Raw genomic sequence first — 17,113 nt, 5'->3', positions numbered from 1 at the left:
ATTGCGACTGACGGGAGCGCCAGCGAGCTTACGCTCGGCCAGCAGTTTCTCTCCGCCACGGGATGCCCACCGCGGCCGGATACCGACTGCCGCGGGACAGCAACACCGCCAGCACGGTCGCAACGTAGGGAAGGGCCAGCCACACTTGGTGGGGGACGCCATCGAGCAGGTCTACCTGGCCGGCAATGAACTGAAGTGCCTGGCTGAGGCCGAACAAAGCCGATGTGGCCAGCGCCAGAAACGGATTCCACCGGGCTACCACGACGACACCGAGGGCGATGAAACCACGGCCTTCGGTCATGCCCGGCACGAAGCCGCCCGCGGATGACATGACCAAGGCGGCCCCCCCGAACGCGGCCAAGCCGTTGGCGAGGATCACTGCCGGATAGCGCAATCGCTGTACGTCAAGCCCTCCGGACTCGGTTGCGTGCGGGCGCTCGCCCGCGGCGCGGGCATACAAGCCCCACCAGGTGCGGTGCATCAAATAGAAGACAAGAACGACGATGGCGAGCGTTATCCAGAACACTGAGTTCTGTCCGTTGAGCACGTCTCCGACTTTGGGGATATCGCCGATCAGCGGGATATCCAACGGTGAGAGCGTGGGACCGATCTTTCCCCCGACGAATCGATCGTGCAGCACCCCGGTGAGGCCAAACGCGAACACATTGAACAGCAGGCCGGTGACGATCTGGTCCGTCCCGCGGTTGACGTAGAGGAACGCCAAAACCACTCCGGCACAGATCCCGGCGAACCAGCCGAAGGCCAGGGCCAGCGTGACGCTCTCGGTCTCGATACCGACGAGGGCGGTGGCCAGCGCGCCGATCAGCATGGACCCTTCGATGCCCACGTTGAGCACGCCGCTGCGCTCGGAGATCGTTTCGCCGAGCGCCGCCAGCAGAATCGGCACCATGAGCTGCAAGCCAGTGGCGAAGAAGGCGATGATGATTGCTTCGGACGGCATCAGTCGGCCACATTCTGGGCGTAGCGGAATCGAATGGCGCCGGTGACCATCAACAAGATCACGAAGACCGCGACAATGATGTCTCCTAAGGACGGCGAGATGTCCGCCGAAGCCTGGAGGCTGTTGCTCCCCACCCGCAGCAGGGAGAACAAGAAGGCGGCCGGGATGATCAGGGACGGCTTCAGCCGTGCCAATAGGGCGACGGCGATGCCGATGAAGCCGAAATTGCTAGAGAAGTTGAGGTCGAGGTCGTCGAAGATCCCCGCTACGGCGACCCCACCGGCCAACCCGGCGAACCCGCCCGCGACCAAGAAGGTGAGCAGCGTGACCTGCTTTGTCCGCACGCCGGCCAGCCGCGCCGCGTTGGCGTTGGCCCCGATCGCACGGATGGAGAAGCCAAGCGATGTCTTCGTCATCAGCAGCCAGGCCAAAGCCGCCGCCCCTACAGCAATGAGCACGCTGATATCGACGGTGCCGTCATCCCAGATTGTTGGGAATTGGGCATTCTCGGCAATCGAGACAGTCTTCTGGCTGAAGGGGTCAGGCCAGACTTCAGCGATGATGTAGTTGGCGACGAACACGGCGACGAAGCTCAGCATCAGCGTCGTGACTATCTCGCTGGCGCCGTAAAACGCCTTCAATGCCCCGGGGATGAGCCCCCAGATCGCCCCGCCGAGGAACGATCCCAGGATGACGATTGCTATGAACAGCACCCTCGGAGTGCTAGACGGCAACTCGATTCCCAGGGCCACTGCGGCGATGGCGCCGGCGAACATCTGCCCTTCGCCTCCGATGTTCCACAACCTCGATGTGAAGGGCAGGGCCGCGGCCAGGCCGGTAAGCGCCAGGATGGACGCGATCATGAGGGTTTGGCCGAGGAAGAACGGCTCGATGAGCGATCCCTTGATAATCGCCTTGGCCGCTTCCCACGGGTTGGCCCCGATGGCGAGAATCAAAACAGCGACCATCGCGAGCGTGATTGCCAGCGAGAGGATCGTGTTCACAGAGGGAGGCAGCTCAGAGCTTGGCGGGAGCTTCCACCATGGTCGTGCCGGTTGCCCGATATTTTCGGCTTGGCTCACCTACTCACCCCGTTGTCGGTAGTCGGGAGATTAGTCGCAGCATTCGGGAATCGCTCAAAAAGGCTGAACCACCAGAAACTCGACGATTGAGGGGTCGTGGTAGCGTTCAATCTCATCGAAGACGTGCGGCATGGACGAGTGCAAGTTGTCCGAGCCTCTGAACCCGGGCCAGGACTGCCGGTGGTCGAGACCGGTGGATCGGCTCATGCGGTCGTGTGGCCCGGCTCGGGGGCGCAACAACGCTCGATGCACCTCATCACCCTCGAACCTGGCGGTCGCACGGTCGACTTGAGCCATGAGTCGGAGTGCGTCTACCACGTCTCTAGAGGTTCGGGCACCATGGTCGACCTCGACACCGACGAAAGTTGCGACGCCACCACCGGTTCAATGTTCCTGATCGAACCGGCAACGAATTACCGATTCACTGCGGGTGCAGGAGGGGCAGTGCTCTTGGGCGGTCCCTGTCCCCCCGATCCCGCGCTCTACGCCCATCTAGGAGATTGAGCAATGGCCATCAAGCAATTCCACCGAGATGAGCCCGACCACTACATGCCGTTGATCTCCAAGGACGCCCGCCTAGTGGTTTGGCCAGGGGTGGGCTCCGAGATGGCGAACATGAACTACGTGGTGCTCGAGCCCGGCGAAGAAAACGTTCCCCATGCCCACTCAGAATCGGAGGACACGATTTTCATCCTCGAGGGCCGCGGGTCAGTGGCCGACCTCGACAACGAGAGTGTCCTCGAATTCGAGGCCGGAGACACGGTCCACGTGCCCGCCGGAGTGAAGCATGCCGTTCGGGCCGACCGAGACAGCCGGATCGTCAGCGTTGGCGGGCCATGCCCCCCAGACCGACACCTGCTCAAGCTGAGTGGCGCCCTATGACGCGCCCCGTCTCGATCGGGCTGGCCCAGTTGGGCAGCCCACCGGGAGACGCAGGTGTCAATCGAGGTGCCACGGCCGAAGCAGCGAAGTTGCTGTTCGACCAGGGAGCCCAGTTGGCGGTTCTGCCGGAGTTGGCCGTGCCCTGGTACACGGTTGAACCCGACGAAGTGGCCCGCACGGCGGAGCCTCTGTGGGGGCCAACCGTCGATGCTTGGGCCGCGGTGGCTGCCGATCACTCGGGCCTCGTCGTGGGGGGCTTCTGCGAGCGCGACGGCGAGGCGTTTTACAACACTGCCGTCGTCGTCGACCAAACCGGGGTCATCGGCCACTACCGCAAGCTGCACTTGTTCGCCGGGGAGAAGAGGTGCTTCACGCCGGGCGATAGGGGCCTCCCGGTAGTCGAGACTCCCGTGGGGCGAATTGGCCTGTGCATTTGCTACGACCTGCGATTCGTCGAGGTTGTCCGGGTGCTGGCGCTGTCGGGGGCCGAGCTCATCTGTGTGCCCTCAGCGTGGATCACGGGCTTTGACGCGGAGCGATGGGATGCCGACGGCTTCTGTCCTCAGGCTCATGGCGCCTTGTTGCAGGCGAAACTGAGCCAGGTGTTCATCGCCTGCGCCAGCCAGGTGGGAGCGCTTTCGGGATTCGAGTTCCTGGGGTCGTCGTTGGTGATCGACAGCTTTGGCAGAGTGGCAGCCGGTCCGATGTCGGGAACCGAAGACGAACAGCAAGTCGTCACCGTCGACCTCGACGATGTGGAGCGTGCTGAGGACCGAGGATCGCTGATCCGGCCGCAAGCCGACCGGCGAACCGACGTCTACGGCCTGTCGTATGACGGCTCGGTACTGTGAAGCCCGCTGCCTTCAGGTACGAACGGCCTCGTGACGTAGCCGGAGTTCTGGACCTTCTGGCCGAGCACGGCGACGAGGCCAAGATCTTGGCCGGAGGGCAGAGCTTGGTTCCGATGATGAACTTCCGCCTGGCCCGGCCGGAGATGATCATCGACATCGGAGCGGTTTCCGGCCTCGACCAGGTGACGAGAAACGGAGACCACCTCGCGATTGGCTCCCGAGTGCGCCATATCGAGCTCGAGCGCCCCGACTTCGATGGGCCATTGAGTTCGTTGCTGGCCGTGGCGGCCCGCTACGTCGGCCATATCCCTATCCGGCTGCGGGGCACTTTCGGCGGTTCCATTGCACACGCCGACCCGGCGGCGGAATGGTGCCTGCTGGGTCAAACCCTGGATGCCGACGTTGCCGTGGCCTCTGCTCGCGGGAAACGGGTTATCGCCGCCGCCGACCTGTTCAAGTCGGCCTTCATCACCTCGATCGACGACGACGAACTGCTCACCGAGGTTCGCTTGCCCTGGCTGTGCCCCGACTGGAAAACCGGGTTCTCGGAGTTCAGCCGCCGAGCGGGCGACTTCGCGGTGGTTGCAGTGGCCACCGCCATAAGGCTTGCCGATGGCCAGGTCGCCGAGGCGCGAATCGGGGCTGCGGGAGTGGGGGCAACCCCCATTCGCCTGTCTGGGGCCGAGTCGGAGCTGGTTGGCCAGCCTTTCACTGCCGATGCCATCGACGCAGTATCGGAGCTGGCCGGCGAGGAAGTAGACCCCCGAGGCGACATCCACGGGTCCGCCGACTATCGGCGCGATCTCGTGCGGGCGCTGACCCGGCGAGCGCTCTCGTGACCCTGAGCGACACCTGGGTCGGGCGTTCCATTCGCCGGGTCGAGGATCCCGCGCTGGTGCGCGGTGATGGCCGCTACGTCGGCGACGTGGCGGTCGGTATGGCGACGGCACGCTTCGTCCGCAGTGCGTCGCCGACCGGTTTGATTCGATCCATAGATGGACCCTGCTGCACCGCCGCCGACCTCGACGCGGCCGGCGTCGGCGAGATCGAGGCTGTTCTTCACCGGCCAGACTTCGTCAAGGTCAGCCAACCTCTGCTGGCCCGCGACCGGGTGCGCTACGTGGGTGAGCCTGTCGCCGTGGTCGTCGGGCGATCGCCGGAAGAGGCCGAAGACCTGGCCGAGCAGGTCATAGTCGAAATCGACCCAGACGACGAGCCACTGGTCCATCCGTTTGAAGCGACCACCAATACGGTTGTCGAAGGGCAGTTCGCCACCCCGGAAATCGATGATGCCCTCGACCAAGCGGATTGCCTGGTCGAGATGGTGCTCACGTCTCATCGACAGGCCGCGCTGCCGCTTGAGACCCGCGGCGCCACAGCAGCATACGACCGGAGGACCGGGCGCCTCACCGTCCACGCATCCACCCAGGCACCGCATATCCTGCGAACGGCGGTCAGTGATCTGCTCTGCATTCCCGAGGCCGATGTTCAGGTGGTGGCGCCCGACGTCGGCGGTGGATTCGGACAGAAGCTTCCGCTGGCCCGCGAGGATGTGGTGGTCGCCTGGCTGGCATTGCAGAGGCGGGGGAGCGTCGCGTGGATCGAAGACCGATCGGAGAACCTCACGTCGTCTTGGCACAGCCGCGATCAGGTATATCGAGTCAAAGGTGGATTCGCTTTCGAGGGAGAACTGCTGGCGATAGACGCCGAGGTCGCTTGCGACGTGGGCGCCTGGTCGTGCTATCCGGTGACTTGGGGGGTGGAGCCGTTGATGGCAATGGGCGAGCTCTGCGGCCCCTACACAGTGGCACACTACCGGGTCCGTTCACGGGGCGTGAGCAGCCACCGCTGTCCCGTGGCCCCCTACCGGGGTGTGTCTCGTCCGGTGATCACCGCCGCGCTAGAACGGCTGATGGACACCGCGGCGCGCCGGTTGAAGATGGACCCTGTGGAGATCCGCCGCCGGAACCTGGTGACCGAATTTCCCCACACCTCGGTAACCGGTGTGGTCCACGATGCCGGCACCTATGCCGAATCGCTTGACGCGGCGGTGGAGCACTTCGATCTCGACGAGTTTCGCGACCGGCAGGAAAAGGCCCGCAAGGGCGGCGGACCGTTGCTCGGCGTGGGGATTTCCACCTTCGCGGAGCGGACCGGGTACGGCACGCCGGTGTTCGCCACTCGATCCATGGGCGTCACCATCGGTTACGAAACGGTCACCATGAACATGGACCCATCCGGGTTCGTCGAAGCCTGCATCGGAGCTTCCCCGCACGGGCAGGGACTCGAAACCACGCTGGCCCAGGTGATCGCCGATGAACTGGCCGTCGACGTGCTCCATATACGGATCATCCATGGCGACACCGACCGAACGCCCTATGGGTGGGGGACCTTTGCCAGCCGCTCGATGGTGATCGCCGGTGGTGCCGTTCAGATCGCCGCGGGCCGCCTGCGCGAGCGATTGGCGCAGGTGGCGGCGGCGGTGCTCGAGGCCAACTCCGACGACATCGTCTTCAATGCTGGGCGGGCGAGCGTGGCCGGGACCGATGTCGGGGTTCCCATCTCAGAGTTGGCGCGGATCGCTCACCACCACACCGAGCGCCTCGAACCCGGCACGCCGGCTGGGCTGGCGGTGGAAGCCTCCTACGATCCAGGGGGCACGTTCTCGAACGCCTGCCATATCGCTGAAGTGGAGATCGATCCGGAGACCGGCGCCACGACCGTGACCCGGTTTGTGGTGGTGGAGGACGCCGGCAGATTGATCAACCCGATGATCGTCGATGGCCAGATCCGTGGAGGGGTCGCGCAGGGAATAGCCAACGCGCTGTACGAAGAGGTCGTCTATGACGAAGACGGGAACATCTTGACCGCGTCGCTCATGGACTACCTGCCGCCAACGGCGGCCGAGATTCCCGATATCGAGATACGGCATCTGGAGACGATCACTGATGCGACCATCACCGGCGCCAAAGGCCTGGGTGAAGGGGGGACCATCGGGGCCCCCGCCGCGATTCTCAACGCGGTCTCCGATGCTCTGGCTCACCTGGACCTGGCTGTCGATGAACTGCCGGCCACCCCTGATCGGGTGCGGGCGCTCATCCGCTCGCGGGAGGACACTCGATGAGCTCTGATCGAAGGCAACTCACTTTGAGGGTGAATGGCGAGCAGCACAGCGTTGAGGTTGAGCCGAGGCGGACCCTGGCCGACACGCTTCGTGAGAATTGCGGCCTGACCGGAACTCACCTGGGATGCGAGCAGGGAGTCTGTGGCGCCTGCACCATCTTGATGGACGGAGACCCGGTCCGCTCTTGCCTGGTGTTCGCGGTACAGGCCGAAGGCTGCGAGATCAGCACCGTCGAGGGCCTGGCCGGCGATGATTCGGAACTGCACCCGCTACAAGAGGCCTTCTCGGCTCATCATGCCCTCCAGTGCGGGTTCTGCACCCCAGGGTTTCTGATGTTGGCCCAAGGCATCCTCGACCGACAGCCCGACATCGACGACGACGAGTTGCGCGCGGCCCTTTCTTCGAACCTTTGCCGCTGCACCGGATACCAGACGATCATCGAAGCCGTTCGCAGCGTCCGCGGTCAAGAGTGATCGGAGAGTCGGTACGCCGTCTTGAGGACGACCCGCTGCTTCGTGGGCGGGCCAGGTTCATTGCCGATGTCTCGTTTCCCAACCAGGCCCATCTGCGAGTGGTTCGCTCTGAGGTCGCCCGGGGGCTGATCGTCGACATAGATGTCTCCGAGGCGCTTCGGGCCGATGGCGTCATCGGCGTGTGGACGGGGGAGGACCTCGCCTCCGTGCCACTGATCGATTTCCGCCAGATCGGATACGACGAGCTGTTGCCCTACCGCCAACCCGTGCTGGCGCGGGGGTCGGTTCGGTATGTCGGCGAACCGGTGGCCGTTGTCGTGGCCGAGGATGCTTACGTGGCCGAAGATATAGCGGAGTTGGTCATCGTAGACATTGAACCCCACGAGATGGAACCGATTGAGGCCATGGTGCTCGAAAGCGAGTACGGGCTGGTGGATAAGGCGTTCTCCGAGGCGGACCACGTACTGGAACTCGAGTTCACCGTCGGGCGTCACTCGGGCATCCCCATGGAAACCCGGGGTCTGCTGGCACGGCCAGACCCCGATTCAGGACGCTTAGAGCTCCACGGGGCATCGAAGGTCCCGCACTACACCTGCGCCGCCATCTCGGCCATGCTCGACCTGGAACCCCATTCTGTAGTCGGGCGCGAGTGCGCAGTCGGAGGCGGGTTCGGCATACGCGGCGAGCTCTATCCAGAAGATGTGCTGGTGGCGTGGGCCGCCCTCCGCCTGAATCGTCCGGTGAAATGGATCGAAGATCGGCGTGAGCATCTCATTGCCGCCAACCACAGCCGCGATCAGCGCCATCGAATCAGGGCCGCCGTGAACCGGGACGGGCTGATTACCGCGGTCGACGACGAGTTCTGGTATGACCAAGGGGCGTACGTCCGCACCCACGGCGCTACCGTGCCGTCGCTTACCGCGGCGATGCTGCCCGGACCTTACGCATTCCCGGCATACCGGTCTCTGGGTCACATTTGCCTCAGCAACAAGACGCCGGCGGGAACCTATCGAGCTCCCGGGCGGTTCGAGGCAACTTTCGTGTGCGAGCGAGTGGTCGAGGCCGCGGCCCACCTGGTTGGGCTCGATCCGGTCAGCGTCAGGCAGCGAAATCTGATCTCGGTTGATGCGATGCCGTGCGACCGGCAGTTGGCGGTCTTGGGTACCTCCGTTGTGCTCGACTCGGGCGACTACTCCAGAATCCTCGGGCGCCTCGTCGGCCACATCGATTTCGAGCGGCTCGACCGCGAGTTGGCGCACCGGCGGTCGAAAGGCGAGCTGGTCGGGCTCGGCATCGCCATGTTCGTCGAGAAGTCGGGGCTCGGGCCCTTCGAAGACGTCCAGATCTCGGTACGCGGCGATGGATCGGTTGAGGTGGTGACCGGCGCGGCCTCGGTCGGACAGGGGGTAGAAACCGTCGTAGCGCAGATCTGCGCCGATGACCTCGACATGGACTACCGCGATGTGGAGGTGGTCCACGGTCAGACCGACCGCATCGCGCGTGGCATGGGCGCGTTCGCGAGCCGGGTGACGGTCATGACCGGCTCGGCCACCCGCCTGGCCACCGATGCCGTCAAAGGGGTGGCCCTAGACCGTGCGTCGGACATTCTGGAGGCGAAGGCAGAAGACTTGGAGTATCGGGCGGGAGCGATCGGAGTGCGAGGCCAACCCGACAGATCCCTCACCCTGGCCGAGATCGCTTCGGCTGGCGGGGGAACCCTTCGAGCCGAGGCGACCTTCGACACCGACCACATGACCTACCCGTATGGCGCCCACGCGGTGGTGGTCGAAGTCGATCCCCACACGGGGGCGGTCGAGATCGAGCGATATGTGGTGGCCTACGACGTTGGGAGGGCGATCAATCCGATGCTGATCGAGGGACAGATCCAGGGCGGCGCCGCACAAGGCATCGGCGGCGCCCTCTTTGAGGAGTTTCTCTATGACAGCCTGGGCCAGCCGCTGGTGACCTCGTTCATGGACTACCTGTTGCCGACGGCATCGGAGACGCCGCTGGTTGAGGTGCTGCTTTCCGAGGATGCTCCCAGCCCGTTGAACCCCCTGGGGGTCAAAGGCGCGGGTGAGGGCGGCACTAATGCCTGCGGTGCTGCGCTTGCTGCGGCGATCGACCAGGCGATTGGCCGGCCCGGCGCGGTGACCGAGCTGCCGGTAACGCCCTCGATGATCAAAGCGATGATGAAGTAGCCCAGAGCTCGTCGCGGAGTTTGGTGCGGAGGACTTTGCCGGTGGGATCGCGGTCGACGGCGGGGCGGATGATGTAGCGGCGGGGGCGCTTGTAGCCGGCCAGGTGCTCGGCGCAGGCGGCGTCGATGGCCGCGGTTACTTCGTCGTCGGCGAAGCCGTCAGCCACGGCCAGATATACCACCACTTGCTCGCCCCGGTCGGGGTCGGGACCGCCAACCGCGCAGGCGTCGGCCACCCCGTCTACCGCGAACACCACGTCTTCGATCTCGGCGGGGTAGATGTTCACCCCGGCGGCCACGATCACCTCGGAGCTGCGGCCCGACAGGAACAGGTAGCCGTCCTCGTCGAGGTAGCCGATGTCGCCCACCGAGAAGAACCCGGAGTCGTTGTAGGCGTCTTCGGTCTTGTCGTCGGCGTTGATGTAGCGGAAGTAGCGGCCCTCGGGGCGGCGGAAGTACACCGTTCCCGGCTCGCCCGTCTCCAAGACGTTGCCGTTGTCGTCCACGATCTGGATGGCCAGCTCGCCGATGGGGGTGCCCACCGTGCCCGGCCGGGCCAGCCACTCGGATGAGCTGCACATGGTCATGCCGCCCTCGGTGAAGCCGTAGTACTCGGTGAAGATCGGCCCCCACCACTCGATCATGCGCTGTTTGAGCGGAACCGGGCAGGGCTCGCCGCCGTGCAGGACGGTGGCCAAGCGGGAGTGGTCCAGGTGGGCCTTGCGTTCTTCAGACAGCGCCAGGAGCTGGCGGAACATGGTGGGGACCATGATGGAGGCGGTCACCCCGTCGTTGATGACGTCCACCGCCTGATCGGCGTCCCACCGGCCCATGATCCGCATGGGGGCGCCGTTGGCCAGTGCTCCCAGGGCAAACGCCAAAGGAGCGCCGTGGAAGAGCTGGGCCACCATTAGGTGCTTCCCGTCGCGGGGCAGACCCAGCCCTTGGGCCCCCAGTGATGAGAACTCCCACCACTGCTCGAAGGTGGACTCCGAGTCGAGGGTGCGCTCTACCCCTTTGGGCCGTCCGGTGGTCCCCGAGGTGTAGGGGATGCGATATCCGGTGCCCCCGGCCGGGAACGGCGCTGGGTCTTGGGCATCCACCCAGGCGTCGAATTCGTTGCCGATCCACACCACTGGCCGGTCGCCGGCGGCGTCTCGGGCCGCGGGGGCGTCGGTCGCCACCAGGGTTGAGCCGGCGTCATCGAGCACGTAGGCGATCTCGGTGGCGGTCCAGTTGGTCTTGATCGGGGTCATCTTCAGCCCGGCCCGAAAGCAGGCCAGCATGACCTCCACGAACTCCGTGCGGTTGGAGCACACCAGCCCCACGTGATCCCCCGGCGATGCCCCCGCAGCCAACAGCCCCCGCCCAATGGCATGGGTGCGCCGGTCCAGCTCCGCCCACGTCACCCGGTGGGAGTCGTCCTCCAACGCCAAGTCATCCAGTTCCCGCCCCGCCAACTCCGCCAACACCGAGGGCTCGCTCACCCTTTCGACCCTACCGACACCGAATGCCGCCCTTTGAGTCCAGGGCGCGGGCTCGAGGGTGGCAGTCAGGAGGGCTTGGGGCCGAGGCCGATTTGGCGGGCGATGATGTTGCGCTGGATCTCGCTGGAGCCGGCGCCGATGGTGCCGAGGCGGGCGTTGCGCCAGTGGAGCTGCATATTGGAGTCGAGGGTGTAGCCGTAGCCGCCCATCACCTGCATCCCGGTGTAGCTGGCCCGCATCATGGCCTCGCTGATCCACAGCTTGGCCATCGACACCTCCAGGGCGCACTGCTGGCCGGCCGCGATGCGCCGGGCCAAGTCCCAGGTGAGGGTGCGGGCGATGTTCACGTCCACCGCCACGTCGGCCAGCATGTGCTGGATGGCCTGGAATCGGCCGATGGCCTGGCCGAACTGCACCCGGGTGTTGGCGTAGTCGACGGCCTCCTCCAAGATGGCCTCCATCGGCCCGAGGTTTATGGGCAGCGAGGAGAACCGCTCTCGCTCCAGGTTGGCCTGGAGATTGCGATGCCCCTGGCCCTCGGTGCCCAAGATGTTGGCCACCGGGACCCGGACGTCGGCGTAGGTGACCATGTTGGTGCCGCTGGCCCGCTCGCCGATGGTCTCGATGGGGGTGATCTCGATGCCGGGGCTGGTCAGGTCGACCACGAAGAACGTGATGCCTTCCTGTTTCTTCGGCTCATCGGAGGTGCGGGTGGCCAACAGAACGTAGTCGGCGTGGCGGGCGAAGGAGTTCCACATCTTGGTGCCGTTGACCACGAACTCGTCACCGTCGCGCACCGCCCGGCACTTCAGGTTGAAGGCGTCCGATCCGGCGTCGGGCTCGCTGAGCGAGAAGCAGAACTTGTAGCGGCCGGTGGCGATGCCGGGCAGGAACCGCCCGCGCTGCTCCTCGCTGCCGTAGATCTGCAATCCCCCCGACGCGTGGATGGCCGACCGGTAGACCATGATGGCGAACGACATCATGGCTCGGCTCAGTTCGTGCAAAACGATGGCCACCTCCACGATGCCACCGCCCTGTCCGCCGTATTGCTCGGGGATGCCGACCCCCATGAATCCGGCGTCGGCGAACCGCTGGTAGGCGTCCAGCGGGGGCTCGCCCTTGATGTCCCACTCTCGGGCGAAGCCGTCGGGCATTTCTCTGGCCGCAAACGCCCGCACCGACTCCCGCAGCATCTCCTGTTCGGGGGTGAACTCCATGGGCGCCTCGCTCGCTGGACGATGCTCAGTGGCCGCCGAGGAGCACATCGACGGCGGTGATCCCTGAAGTATGCACGATGAGCGGGTTGATCTCGGCCTCTGTGAGGAGGCGGGCGGTGATGCGTCCCAATCTAACCAGCACCTCGGCGGCGGCGTCTCGGTCGCGGCCCGGCTCGCCCCGGTAGCCATCTAGCAGCGCGCCCGCCTTGGTGGCGTCCAAAAGGGCGTGGGCGTCGGCCAAGCTCAGCGGGGCAGGCGCGATGGCCACGTCGTCGACCAACTCGGTGAGCACGCCACCGGGTCCGGCCACCACGCAGGGACCGGCCTCGGGGTCGACCCTGGTGCCGACAATCAGCTCCACGCCGGGGTCGGCCATGGGCTGGGCCACCACCGTTGCTTCAGCCAAGCCCAAATCCCGGCGGCGGGCCTCCAGTTGGGCGGCGGCCTCCGCGATGTCGTCGGGGGCCACGTTGAGCTCCACCAGCCCGAGGTCGGTCTTGTGGTCCAAGCCTTCACCCAGCAGTTTGACCGCGGCGGGCCATTCGTCGGTGTAGTCGGCCGGTGCGCAGGAGGGAGACAAGATGTCGGCCAGCAGATCGTCGAGGGTTTCCTCCGGCCAGGCCAGCGGCGCCTCCGCCGAAGGCAGCTCAGGCGTTCGGTTCTGCCAGGCAGCCAGGCACCGGAACAGAAGGTCGGCTGAGCCGAAGACCGGGATGCTTGCCTCGAGCAGCTTGGGATAGTCCACCGTGTGCCAACCGGGCGCGCTGAACACCGCAACCGGCGTTCCCCGCTCGGCTTGCGCCGCCAAAGCATCGACTTGGCTGTTTATGGACCGATCGGGGCCGATCAGCATTCCGTGTACCAACAAGTCGAGTCCGGGATCGTTGCCCATGGCCTTGAGTGCCGCCGGCATCAGATCGAAGTCGACCACCGACTGTCCGGTGAGATCCAGCGGATTGCGGGGCTCGCCCAACGTCATGGCTTCGCCCAGCGCTGAGTGGGCCGCCTCGCCCAAGGGGGGCACCTCGAAGCCGTTGTGTCGGGCAGAGTCGGCCAGGATTCCCGCCACTGCCCCCGATGACGACAGAATCCCGACCCGCCTGCCCCACTGACCCCGGGCCATGGGCAAGGCGGCCAATTCGGCCAGGTCGTGGGCCATCAATATGCCGTGCTGGCGGCAGCGAGCGGCAAAGGCGTCGTAGTCGCCCACCAATGCCCCGATATGGCCGCGGACCGCGGCGGCGCCCTCAGGAGACCGGCCTCCCTTCAGCACGATCACCGGCTTGCCCTCACTGGTGGCCTCATCGGCGGCGTCGAAGAACCGGTCGGCGTTGTCCAGACCTTCGACGTACACCAAGATCTGCTCGGTGCTGTCGTCTCCAGCCAAGTGCCGGACGTAGTCGCCCACCTTCAGATCGATGCCGTTTCCCACCGCGAATCCCACCGTGAGTCCGAGACCGTTTCCCAGAAGATGCTCGACCAGAGACGAAACCAGAGCACCGCTTTGCGACACCACGCCGAGGTTGCCGGCGGGCAGTTCATCGGCCATGGCGTAGGGGGGAAACCCGGCGGGTATCCGGTCGATGCAGTTGATGACGCCGTTGGTGTTGGGACCGCAGACCGCCATCGGGGTGCCGGCCAAGAACGCCTGCAACTCCAAATCCAGCGGTGACCCAGCCCGGTCGCCCTCTCCGAACCCCCCGCTGAACAAGATGGCTGCCTGAGAGCCGATGGCCTCAGCTTGGCGCAGCATGTCGATGGCTGCGGCGGCCGGGACCAGGACCAGCACTAGCTCAGGAGTTTCGGGCAGCGATCCGAGATCGGGGTAACAGGGCCGTTCCGCCAGCGTGTCGTAGCGGGGATTGACCAGGTAGAGATCAGCCGAGACGTTGTGTTTGAGCAGATTGCTCAGCGCCCACGACCCCAGCTTGTTGCCCCCCGGAGGGGTGGCCCCCACCACCGCGATGGACCGGGGCCGCACCAGCGGGGTGAGGTCTTTGGCCGACGGGCTCATCCGGTGATGGTCAGGCCGGCTTGGCCGGTGCGGACCACCATGAATTCCATGCCCTCGGGGCCCGCCGTGAAGCCGTACTCCAAGTTGGCGGCCAAAAGCAGGGAGTCGGGCGCCTCCACCACCACACCGCTTTCCAGGGTGGCGCTGCCGGCCAGCACCACCATCAACTCGTCCCGGTTGTGGCTGTGGGGTGGCACCACATAGCCGGGGGCCAGCCGGATGGCGTGGGCGAAGAACGACCCTCGGTGCAGCCATGCCTTCATCAGATCGGTGTCGTCGGGGTCGGGGTTCTCCCCGGGCTGGAACCACTCCACATCTCGATATCGGGTGAGGGCCATAGAGAATTGGTAGCACGGCTGGCCGGGTTCCAGCTCTTGGGCGGCCCAATATCATGGCGCTGATGCATGTGGTTGTGGCCGGCGCCGGTGGAATAGGCGGCGCCATCGCGGGCGAGGTGGCCTTCAGCGGCAGGCAAGTGAGCGTGATCGACGCCTGGGCCGACCACGTAGAGGCCATCCGGGCCGACGGCCTGCGCCTGACGGGTCCGAGTCGGCAAGGGGAGCGGACTGCTCGTCTGCCCGCCTGGCACATCGATGAGTGGCCTCGGCTGGCGCCGATCGACCTGCTGGTTATCGCGGCCAAGGCATTCGACAACCAATGGCTGGCCCCGCTGTTGGCACCACGGCTTGCCGATGCCGCCACGGTGATCTCGGCCCAGAACGGGGTCAACGAGCCGTTGCTGGCCGAGTTGCTGGGCTCAGAGCGGGTGATCGGCACGGTGGTGCTGTTTCCCGCCGAGGCATTGGGGCCGGGTCTGGTGAGGCTTGACCGGCATCCCACCCTTCAGATCGGCGAGCTCGACGGAACCCGCACCGATCGGCTGGAGCAAGTGTCGTCGACTCTGGGCCCGGGTATCGACGTTGCGGCCAGCGACAACATCTGGGGGGCCATATGGTCGAAGCTGGTGATGAACTGCATGAGCAACCCCGTCAACGCGGTGCTCGGGGGCAGGGCTCGGGTTTGCCGAGAGCAACCCGGCCCCCGTCGGGTGAGCCTGGCCTGCGGGTCCGAAGCAGTGGCGGTGGGGCAGGCGCAGGGCCATCAGATCGAACCGGTCAGCGGCATCGACGCCGAGCGCATTCTGGTCGGCGGAGCGGGAGGTCCGGGGGCAGACGATCTGGCTGCCGATTGGGAGGCCACCGCGGCCGAGGTGGGCGAGGTCAAGGGGTCAATGCCCACCGACATCGAGCGAGGCCGCAAGACCGAGATCGACTCATTCAGCGGGTTCGTCAGGCTGGAGGGCATGCGGCTGGGCATCCCCACCCCGGCCAACGACGCGGTCTATGAGATGGTGGGTGAGATCGAGTCCGGCGCAAGAGTCCCCAGTCCCCAGAATCTGGGCGAGCTGCTGAAAGCGCTGGGCTAACGGCCCTGCCAGCGGGGTGGGCGTTTTTCGGCGAAGGCCCGGGGGCCCTCCTGGGCATCGTCGCTGGTATAGACCGGCTGGTATATCCCGTCGGCCACCGCGGCCGCCTCAGCCGGGGACAGCCCGGCGGTAGCCCAGACCATGGCTTTGCCGGCGCGCACGGTGAGCGGTGCGTTGGCGGCGATTGCCGCGGCCAAGGTGGCCGCCGCCGACCTCAATTCGGCCGCGGGCACCACCCGGTTCACCAAGCCGAGTTCGTAGGCCCGCTGGGCGCTGATGGGTTCGGCGGTACACAGCAGCTCGATGGCCACTCTAGGGGGGATCAGCCAGCCCAATTGGTTTGCCCACGGCGAGCCCCGGCCCACCTTGGCCTCGAGGATGCCGAAGCGGGCGTGGTCGGCGGCCACGCACAGATCGCACTGCGTGACTAGGTTGAAGCCGCCGGCGTAGGCCACTCCGTTCACCGCGGCGATGGTCGGCTTGGTGACCTCTCCGTTGGCCAGGCGGCCTTTGGCGAGGTGAGAGGGCAACTCCCGCTCGGCTCGGGCGGCCATCTCCTTGAGGTCGGCCCCGGCTGAGAAGGCGACTTCGCCCGCGCCGGTCAGCACGGCCACTGCGATGTCATCGTCGGATTCCACCCGGTCCCACGCGGCGGCCAAGCCTTCTGATACCGCCTGGTTGACGGCGTTGCGGGCCTCGGGGCGGTTGATCGTCACCCAGGCCACTCCGTCTGCTACCTCGAACAAAACGGAATCGCTCTTCGGCCAGTCAGCCATTGCACACCGCTAGGGCCAGGTAATGGTCCTCGCCGTCATCCAACAACTCCAGCGTCCAGCCTCCCTCGGCTAGCAGCGGCCCGATGCGGTCGGGGTCGATGTTCATGTCATGGGCATGAGCGCCTCGCTCTTGGTGGCGAGCGGCCAGAGCGAGGCGGCCGATGGGGTGGAACACGGCCAACCGGGCTCCGGGCTGAGCGATCCGGGCCATCTCCCGCAGCGTGCCCACCGGATCGGGCAGGTGGGGAAGCAGGCCCGCGGCCAAGATCCCGGCTACGCAGTTGTCGCGCACCGGTAGACGGCCCACATCTCCCAACGCGCAAACCGATATGTTCTGCCGCCCCAAGCGGGACGCTTCGTGGAGCATGGCCGGAGTGGCGTCGATGCCGAGAACCGCGCCTTGGGATCCCACAGCATCGCGCATGGGAGCAAGCGCCCGACCTGATCCGCAGCCGGCGTCGACGGCCGCATCGCCGGGAGAGAGCCTCAGCTGGTCAACGGCCAACTTGAACGACACGTCGTCGTCGGGGTGGCGATCCTCCCAGCCAGACGCCCGGGAGGTGAAGAATTCCCGGGTCTGCGCCAAATCCCTCGACAAGCTCACTGGCTCTTCAATTCGA

16 protein-coding genes are annotated in these 17,113 nt (G+C 65.9%); 8 read left to right on the top strand and 8 right to left on the bottom strand.

Annotation, left to right across the window (positions count from 1 at the left end; translation table 11 throughout):
• Nucleotides 1-28: 28 nt before the first annotated feature.
• Nucleotides 29-961, bottom strand: a complete 933-nt coding sequence (locus ACOGXA_RS05910) for an ABC transporter permease (RefSeq protein WP_419926349.1) — start codon at nucleotides 959-961, stop codon at nucleotides 29-31.
• Nucleotides 961-1,929 carry an ABC transporter permease gene (locus ACOGXA_RS05905; RefSeq protein ID WP_419926348.1) on the bottom strand — a complete coding sequence of 323 codons (969 nt, stop codon included), beginning with the start codon at nucleotides 1,927-1,929 and terminating at the stop codon, nucleotides 961-963. The genes ACOGXA_RS05910 and ACOGXA_RS05905 overlap by 1 nt, the downstream gene beginning before the upstream one ends.
• A 210-nt stretch (nucleotides 1,930-2,139) precedes the next feature.
• On the opposite strand from ACOGXA_RS05905, the gene ACOGXA_RS05900 reads away from it, so the two are divergent.
• Genes ACOGXA_RS05900 through ACOGXA_RS05870 form a run of 7 tightly spaced genes read left to right on the top strand, consistent with a single transcriptional unit; the run spans nucleotide 2,140 to nucleotide 9,574 of the window.
• Nucleotides 2,140-2,547, top strand: a complete 408-nt coding sequence (locus tag ACOGXA_RS05900; RefSeq protein ID WP_419926347.1) for a hypothetical protein — start codon at nucleotides 2,140-2,142, stop codon at nucleotides 2,545-2,547.
• Nucleotides 2,548-2,550: 3 nt separating this feature from the next.
• Nucleotides 2,551-2,925 (top strand): cupin domain-containing protein, encoded by a 375-nt coding sequence (locus ACOGXA_RS05895; protein ID WP_419926346.1) that lies wholly within the window; start codon nucleotides 2,551-2,553, stop codon nucleotides 2,923-2,925.
• Nucleotides 2,922-3,776: a nitrilase-related carbon-nitrogen hydrolase gene (locus ACOGXA_RS05890; protein WP_419926345.1), complete on the top strand. Its 855-nt coding sequence runs from the start codon at nucleotides 2,922-2,924 to the stop codon at nucleotides 3,774-3,776. Before ACOGXA_RS05895 ends, ACOGXA_RS05890 begins: the two co-directional genes overlap by 4 nt.
• Nucleotides 3,773-4,615 (top strand): FAD binding domain-containing protein, encoded by an 843-nt coding sequence (locus tag ACOGXA_RS05885; RefSeq protein WP_419926344.1) that lies wholly within the window; start codon nucleotides 3,773-3,775, stop codon nucleotides 4,613-4,615. Before ACOGXA_RS05890 ends, ACOGXA_RS05885 begins: the two co-directional genes overlap by 4 nt.
• Nucleotides 4,612-6,900 carry a xanthine dehydrogenase family protein molybdopterin-binding subunit gene (locus ACOGXA_RS05880; RefSeq protein WP_419926343.1) on the top strand — a complete coding sequence of 763 codons (2,289 nt, stop codon included), beginning with the start codon at nucleotides 4,612-4,614 and terminating at the stop codon, nucleotides 6,898-6,900. Before ACOGXA_RS05885 ends, ACOGXA_RS05880 begins: the two co-directional genes overlap by 4 nt.
• On the top strand, nucleotides 6,897-7,373 hold the full coding sequence (locus ACOGXA_RS05875; protein WP_419926342.1) for a (2Fe-2S)-binding protein: 477 nt from the start codon (nucleotides 6,897-6,899) through the stop codon (nucleotides 7,371-7,373). The genes ACOGXA_RS05880 and ACOGXA_RS05875 overlap by 4 nt, the downstream gene beginning before the upstream one ends.
• Nucleotides 7,370-9,574 (top strand): xanthine dehydrogenase family protein molybdopterin-binding subunit, encoded by a 2,205-nt coding sequence (locus tag ACOGXA_RS05870; RefSeq protein ID WP_419926341.1) that lies wholly within the window; start codon nucleotides 7,370-7,372, stop codon nucleotides 9,572-9,574. The genes ACOGXA_RS05875 and ACOGXA_RS05870 overlap by 4 nt, the downstream gene beginning before the upstream one ends.
• On the opposite strand, the gene ACOGXA_RS05865 is transcribed toward ACOGXA_RS05870, so the two are convergent.
• From ACOGXA_RS05865 to ACOGXA_RS05850, 4 genes are all read right to left on the bottom strand, one after another.
• Nucleotides 9,555-11,060, bottom strand: a complete 1,506-nt coding sequence (locus ACOGXA_RS05865) for an AMP-binding protein (protein WP_419926340.1) — start codon at nucleotides 11,058-11,060, stop codon at nucleotides 9,555-9,557. The genes ACOGXA_RS05870 and ACOGXA_RS05865 overlap by 20 nt on opposite strands.
• A gap of 65 nt (nucleotides 11,061-11,125) precedes the next feature.
• Nucleotides 11,126-12,277 carry an acyl-CoA dehydrogenase family protein gene (locus ACOGXA_RS05860; RefSeq protein WP_419926339.1) on the bottom strand — a complete coding sequence of 384 codons (1,152 nt, stop codon included), beginning with the start codon at nucleotides 12,275-12,277 and terminating at the stop codon, nucleotides 11,126-11,128.
• A 25-nt stretch (nucleotides 12,278-12,302) separates the two neighbouring features.
• Entirely contained in the window at nucleotides 12,303-14,291 is a 1,989-nt protein-coding gene (locus ACOGXA_RS05855) for an acetate--CoA ligase family protein (RefSeq protein ID WP_419926338.1), read from the bottom strand.
• A complete protein-coding gene (locus tag ACOGXA_RS05850) occupies nucleotides 14,288-14,629 on the bottom strand; it encodes a cupin domain-containing protein (RefSeq protein ID WP_419926337.1) in 342 nt (113 codons plus the stop codon). Before ACOGXA_RS05850 ends, ACOGXA_RS05855 begins: the two co-directional genes overlap by 4 nt.
• Nucleotides 14,630-14,691: 62 nt before the next feature.
• On the opposite strand from ACOGXA_RS05850, the gene ACOGXA_RS05845 reads away from it, so the two are divergent.
• Nucleotides 14,692-15,717 carry a ketopantoate reductase family protein gene (locus tag ACOGXA_RS05845; RefSeq protein ID WP_419926336.1) on the top strand — a complete coding sequence of 342 codons (1,026 nt, stop codon included), beginning with the start codon at nucleotides 14,692-14,694 and terminating at the stop codon, nucleotides 15,715-15,717.
• Here ACOGXA_RS05845 and ACOGXA_RS05840 read toward each other — a convergent pair.
• Both ACOGXA_RS05840 and ACOGXA_RS05835 read right to left on the bottom strand, forming a co-directional pair.
• Nucleotides 15,714-16,493: an enoyl-CoA hydratase/isomerase family protein gene (locus tag ACOGXA_RS05840; RefSeq protein ID WP_419926335.1), complete on the bottom strand. Its 780-nt coding sequence runs from the start codon at nucleotides 16,491-16,493 to the stop codon at nucleotides 15,714-15,716. The genes ACOGXA_RS05845 and ACOGXA_RS05840 overlap by 4 nt on opposite strands.
• Nucleotides 16,486-17,097 (bottom strand): class I SAM-dependent methyltransferase, encoded by a 612-nt coding sequence (locus ACOGXA_RS05835; RefSeq protein ID WP_419926334.1) that lies wholly within the window; start codon nucleotides 17,095-17,097, stop codon nucleotides 16,486-16,488. The genes ACOGXA_RS05840 and ACOGXA_RS05835 overlap by 8 nt, the downstream gene beginning before the upstream one ends.
• Nucleotides 17,098-17,113: the final 16 nt, after the last annotated feature.

The organism is Candidatus Poriferisocius sp., assembly GCF_965208475.1.
Classification (GTDB): domain Bacteria; phylum Actinomycetota; class Acidimicrobiia; order Acidimicrobiales; family Bin134; genus Poriferisocius.
This window is presented reverse-complemented; position numbering and strand designations above follow the sequence as displayed.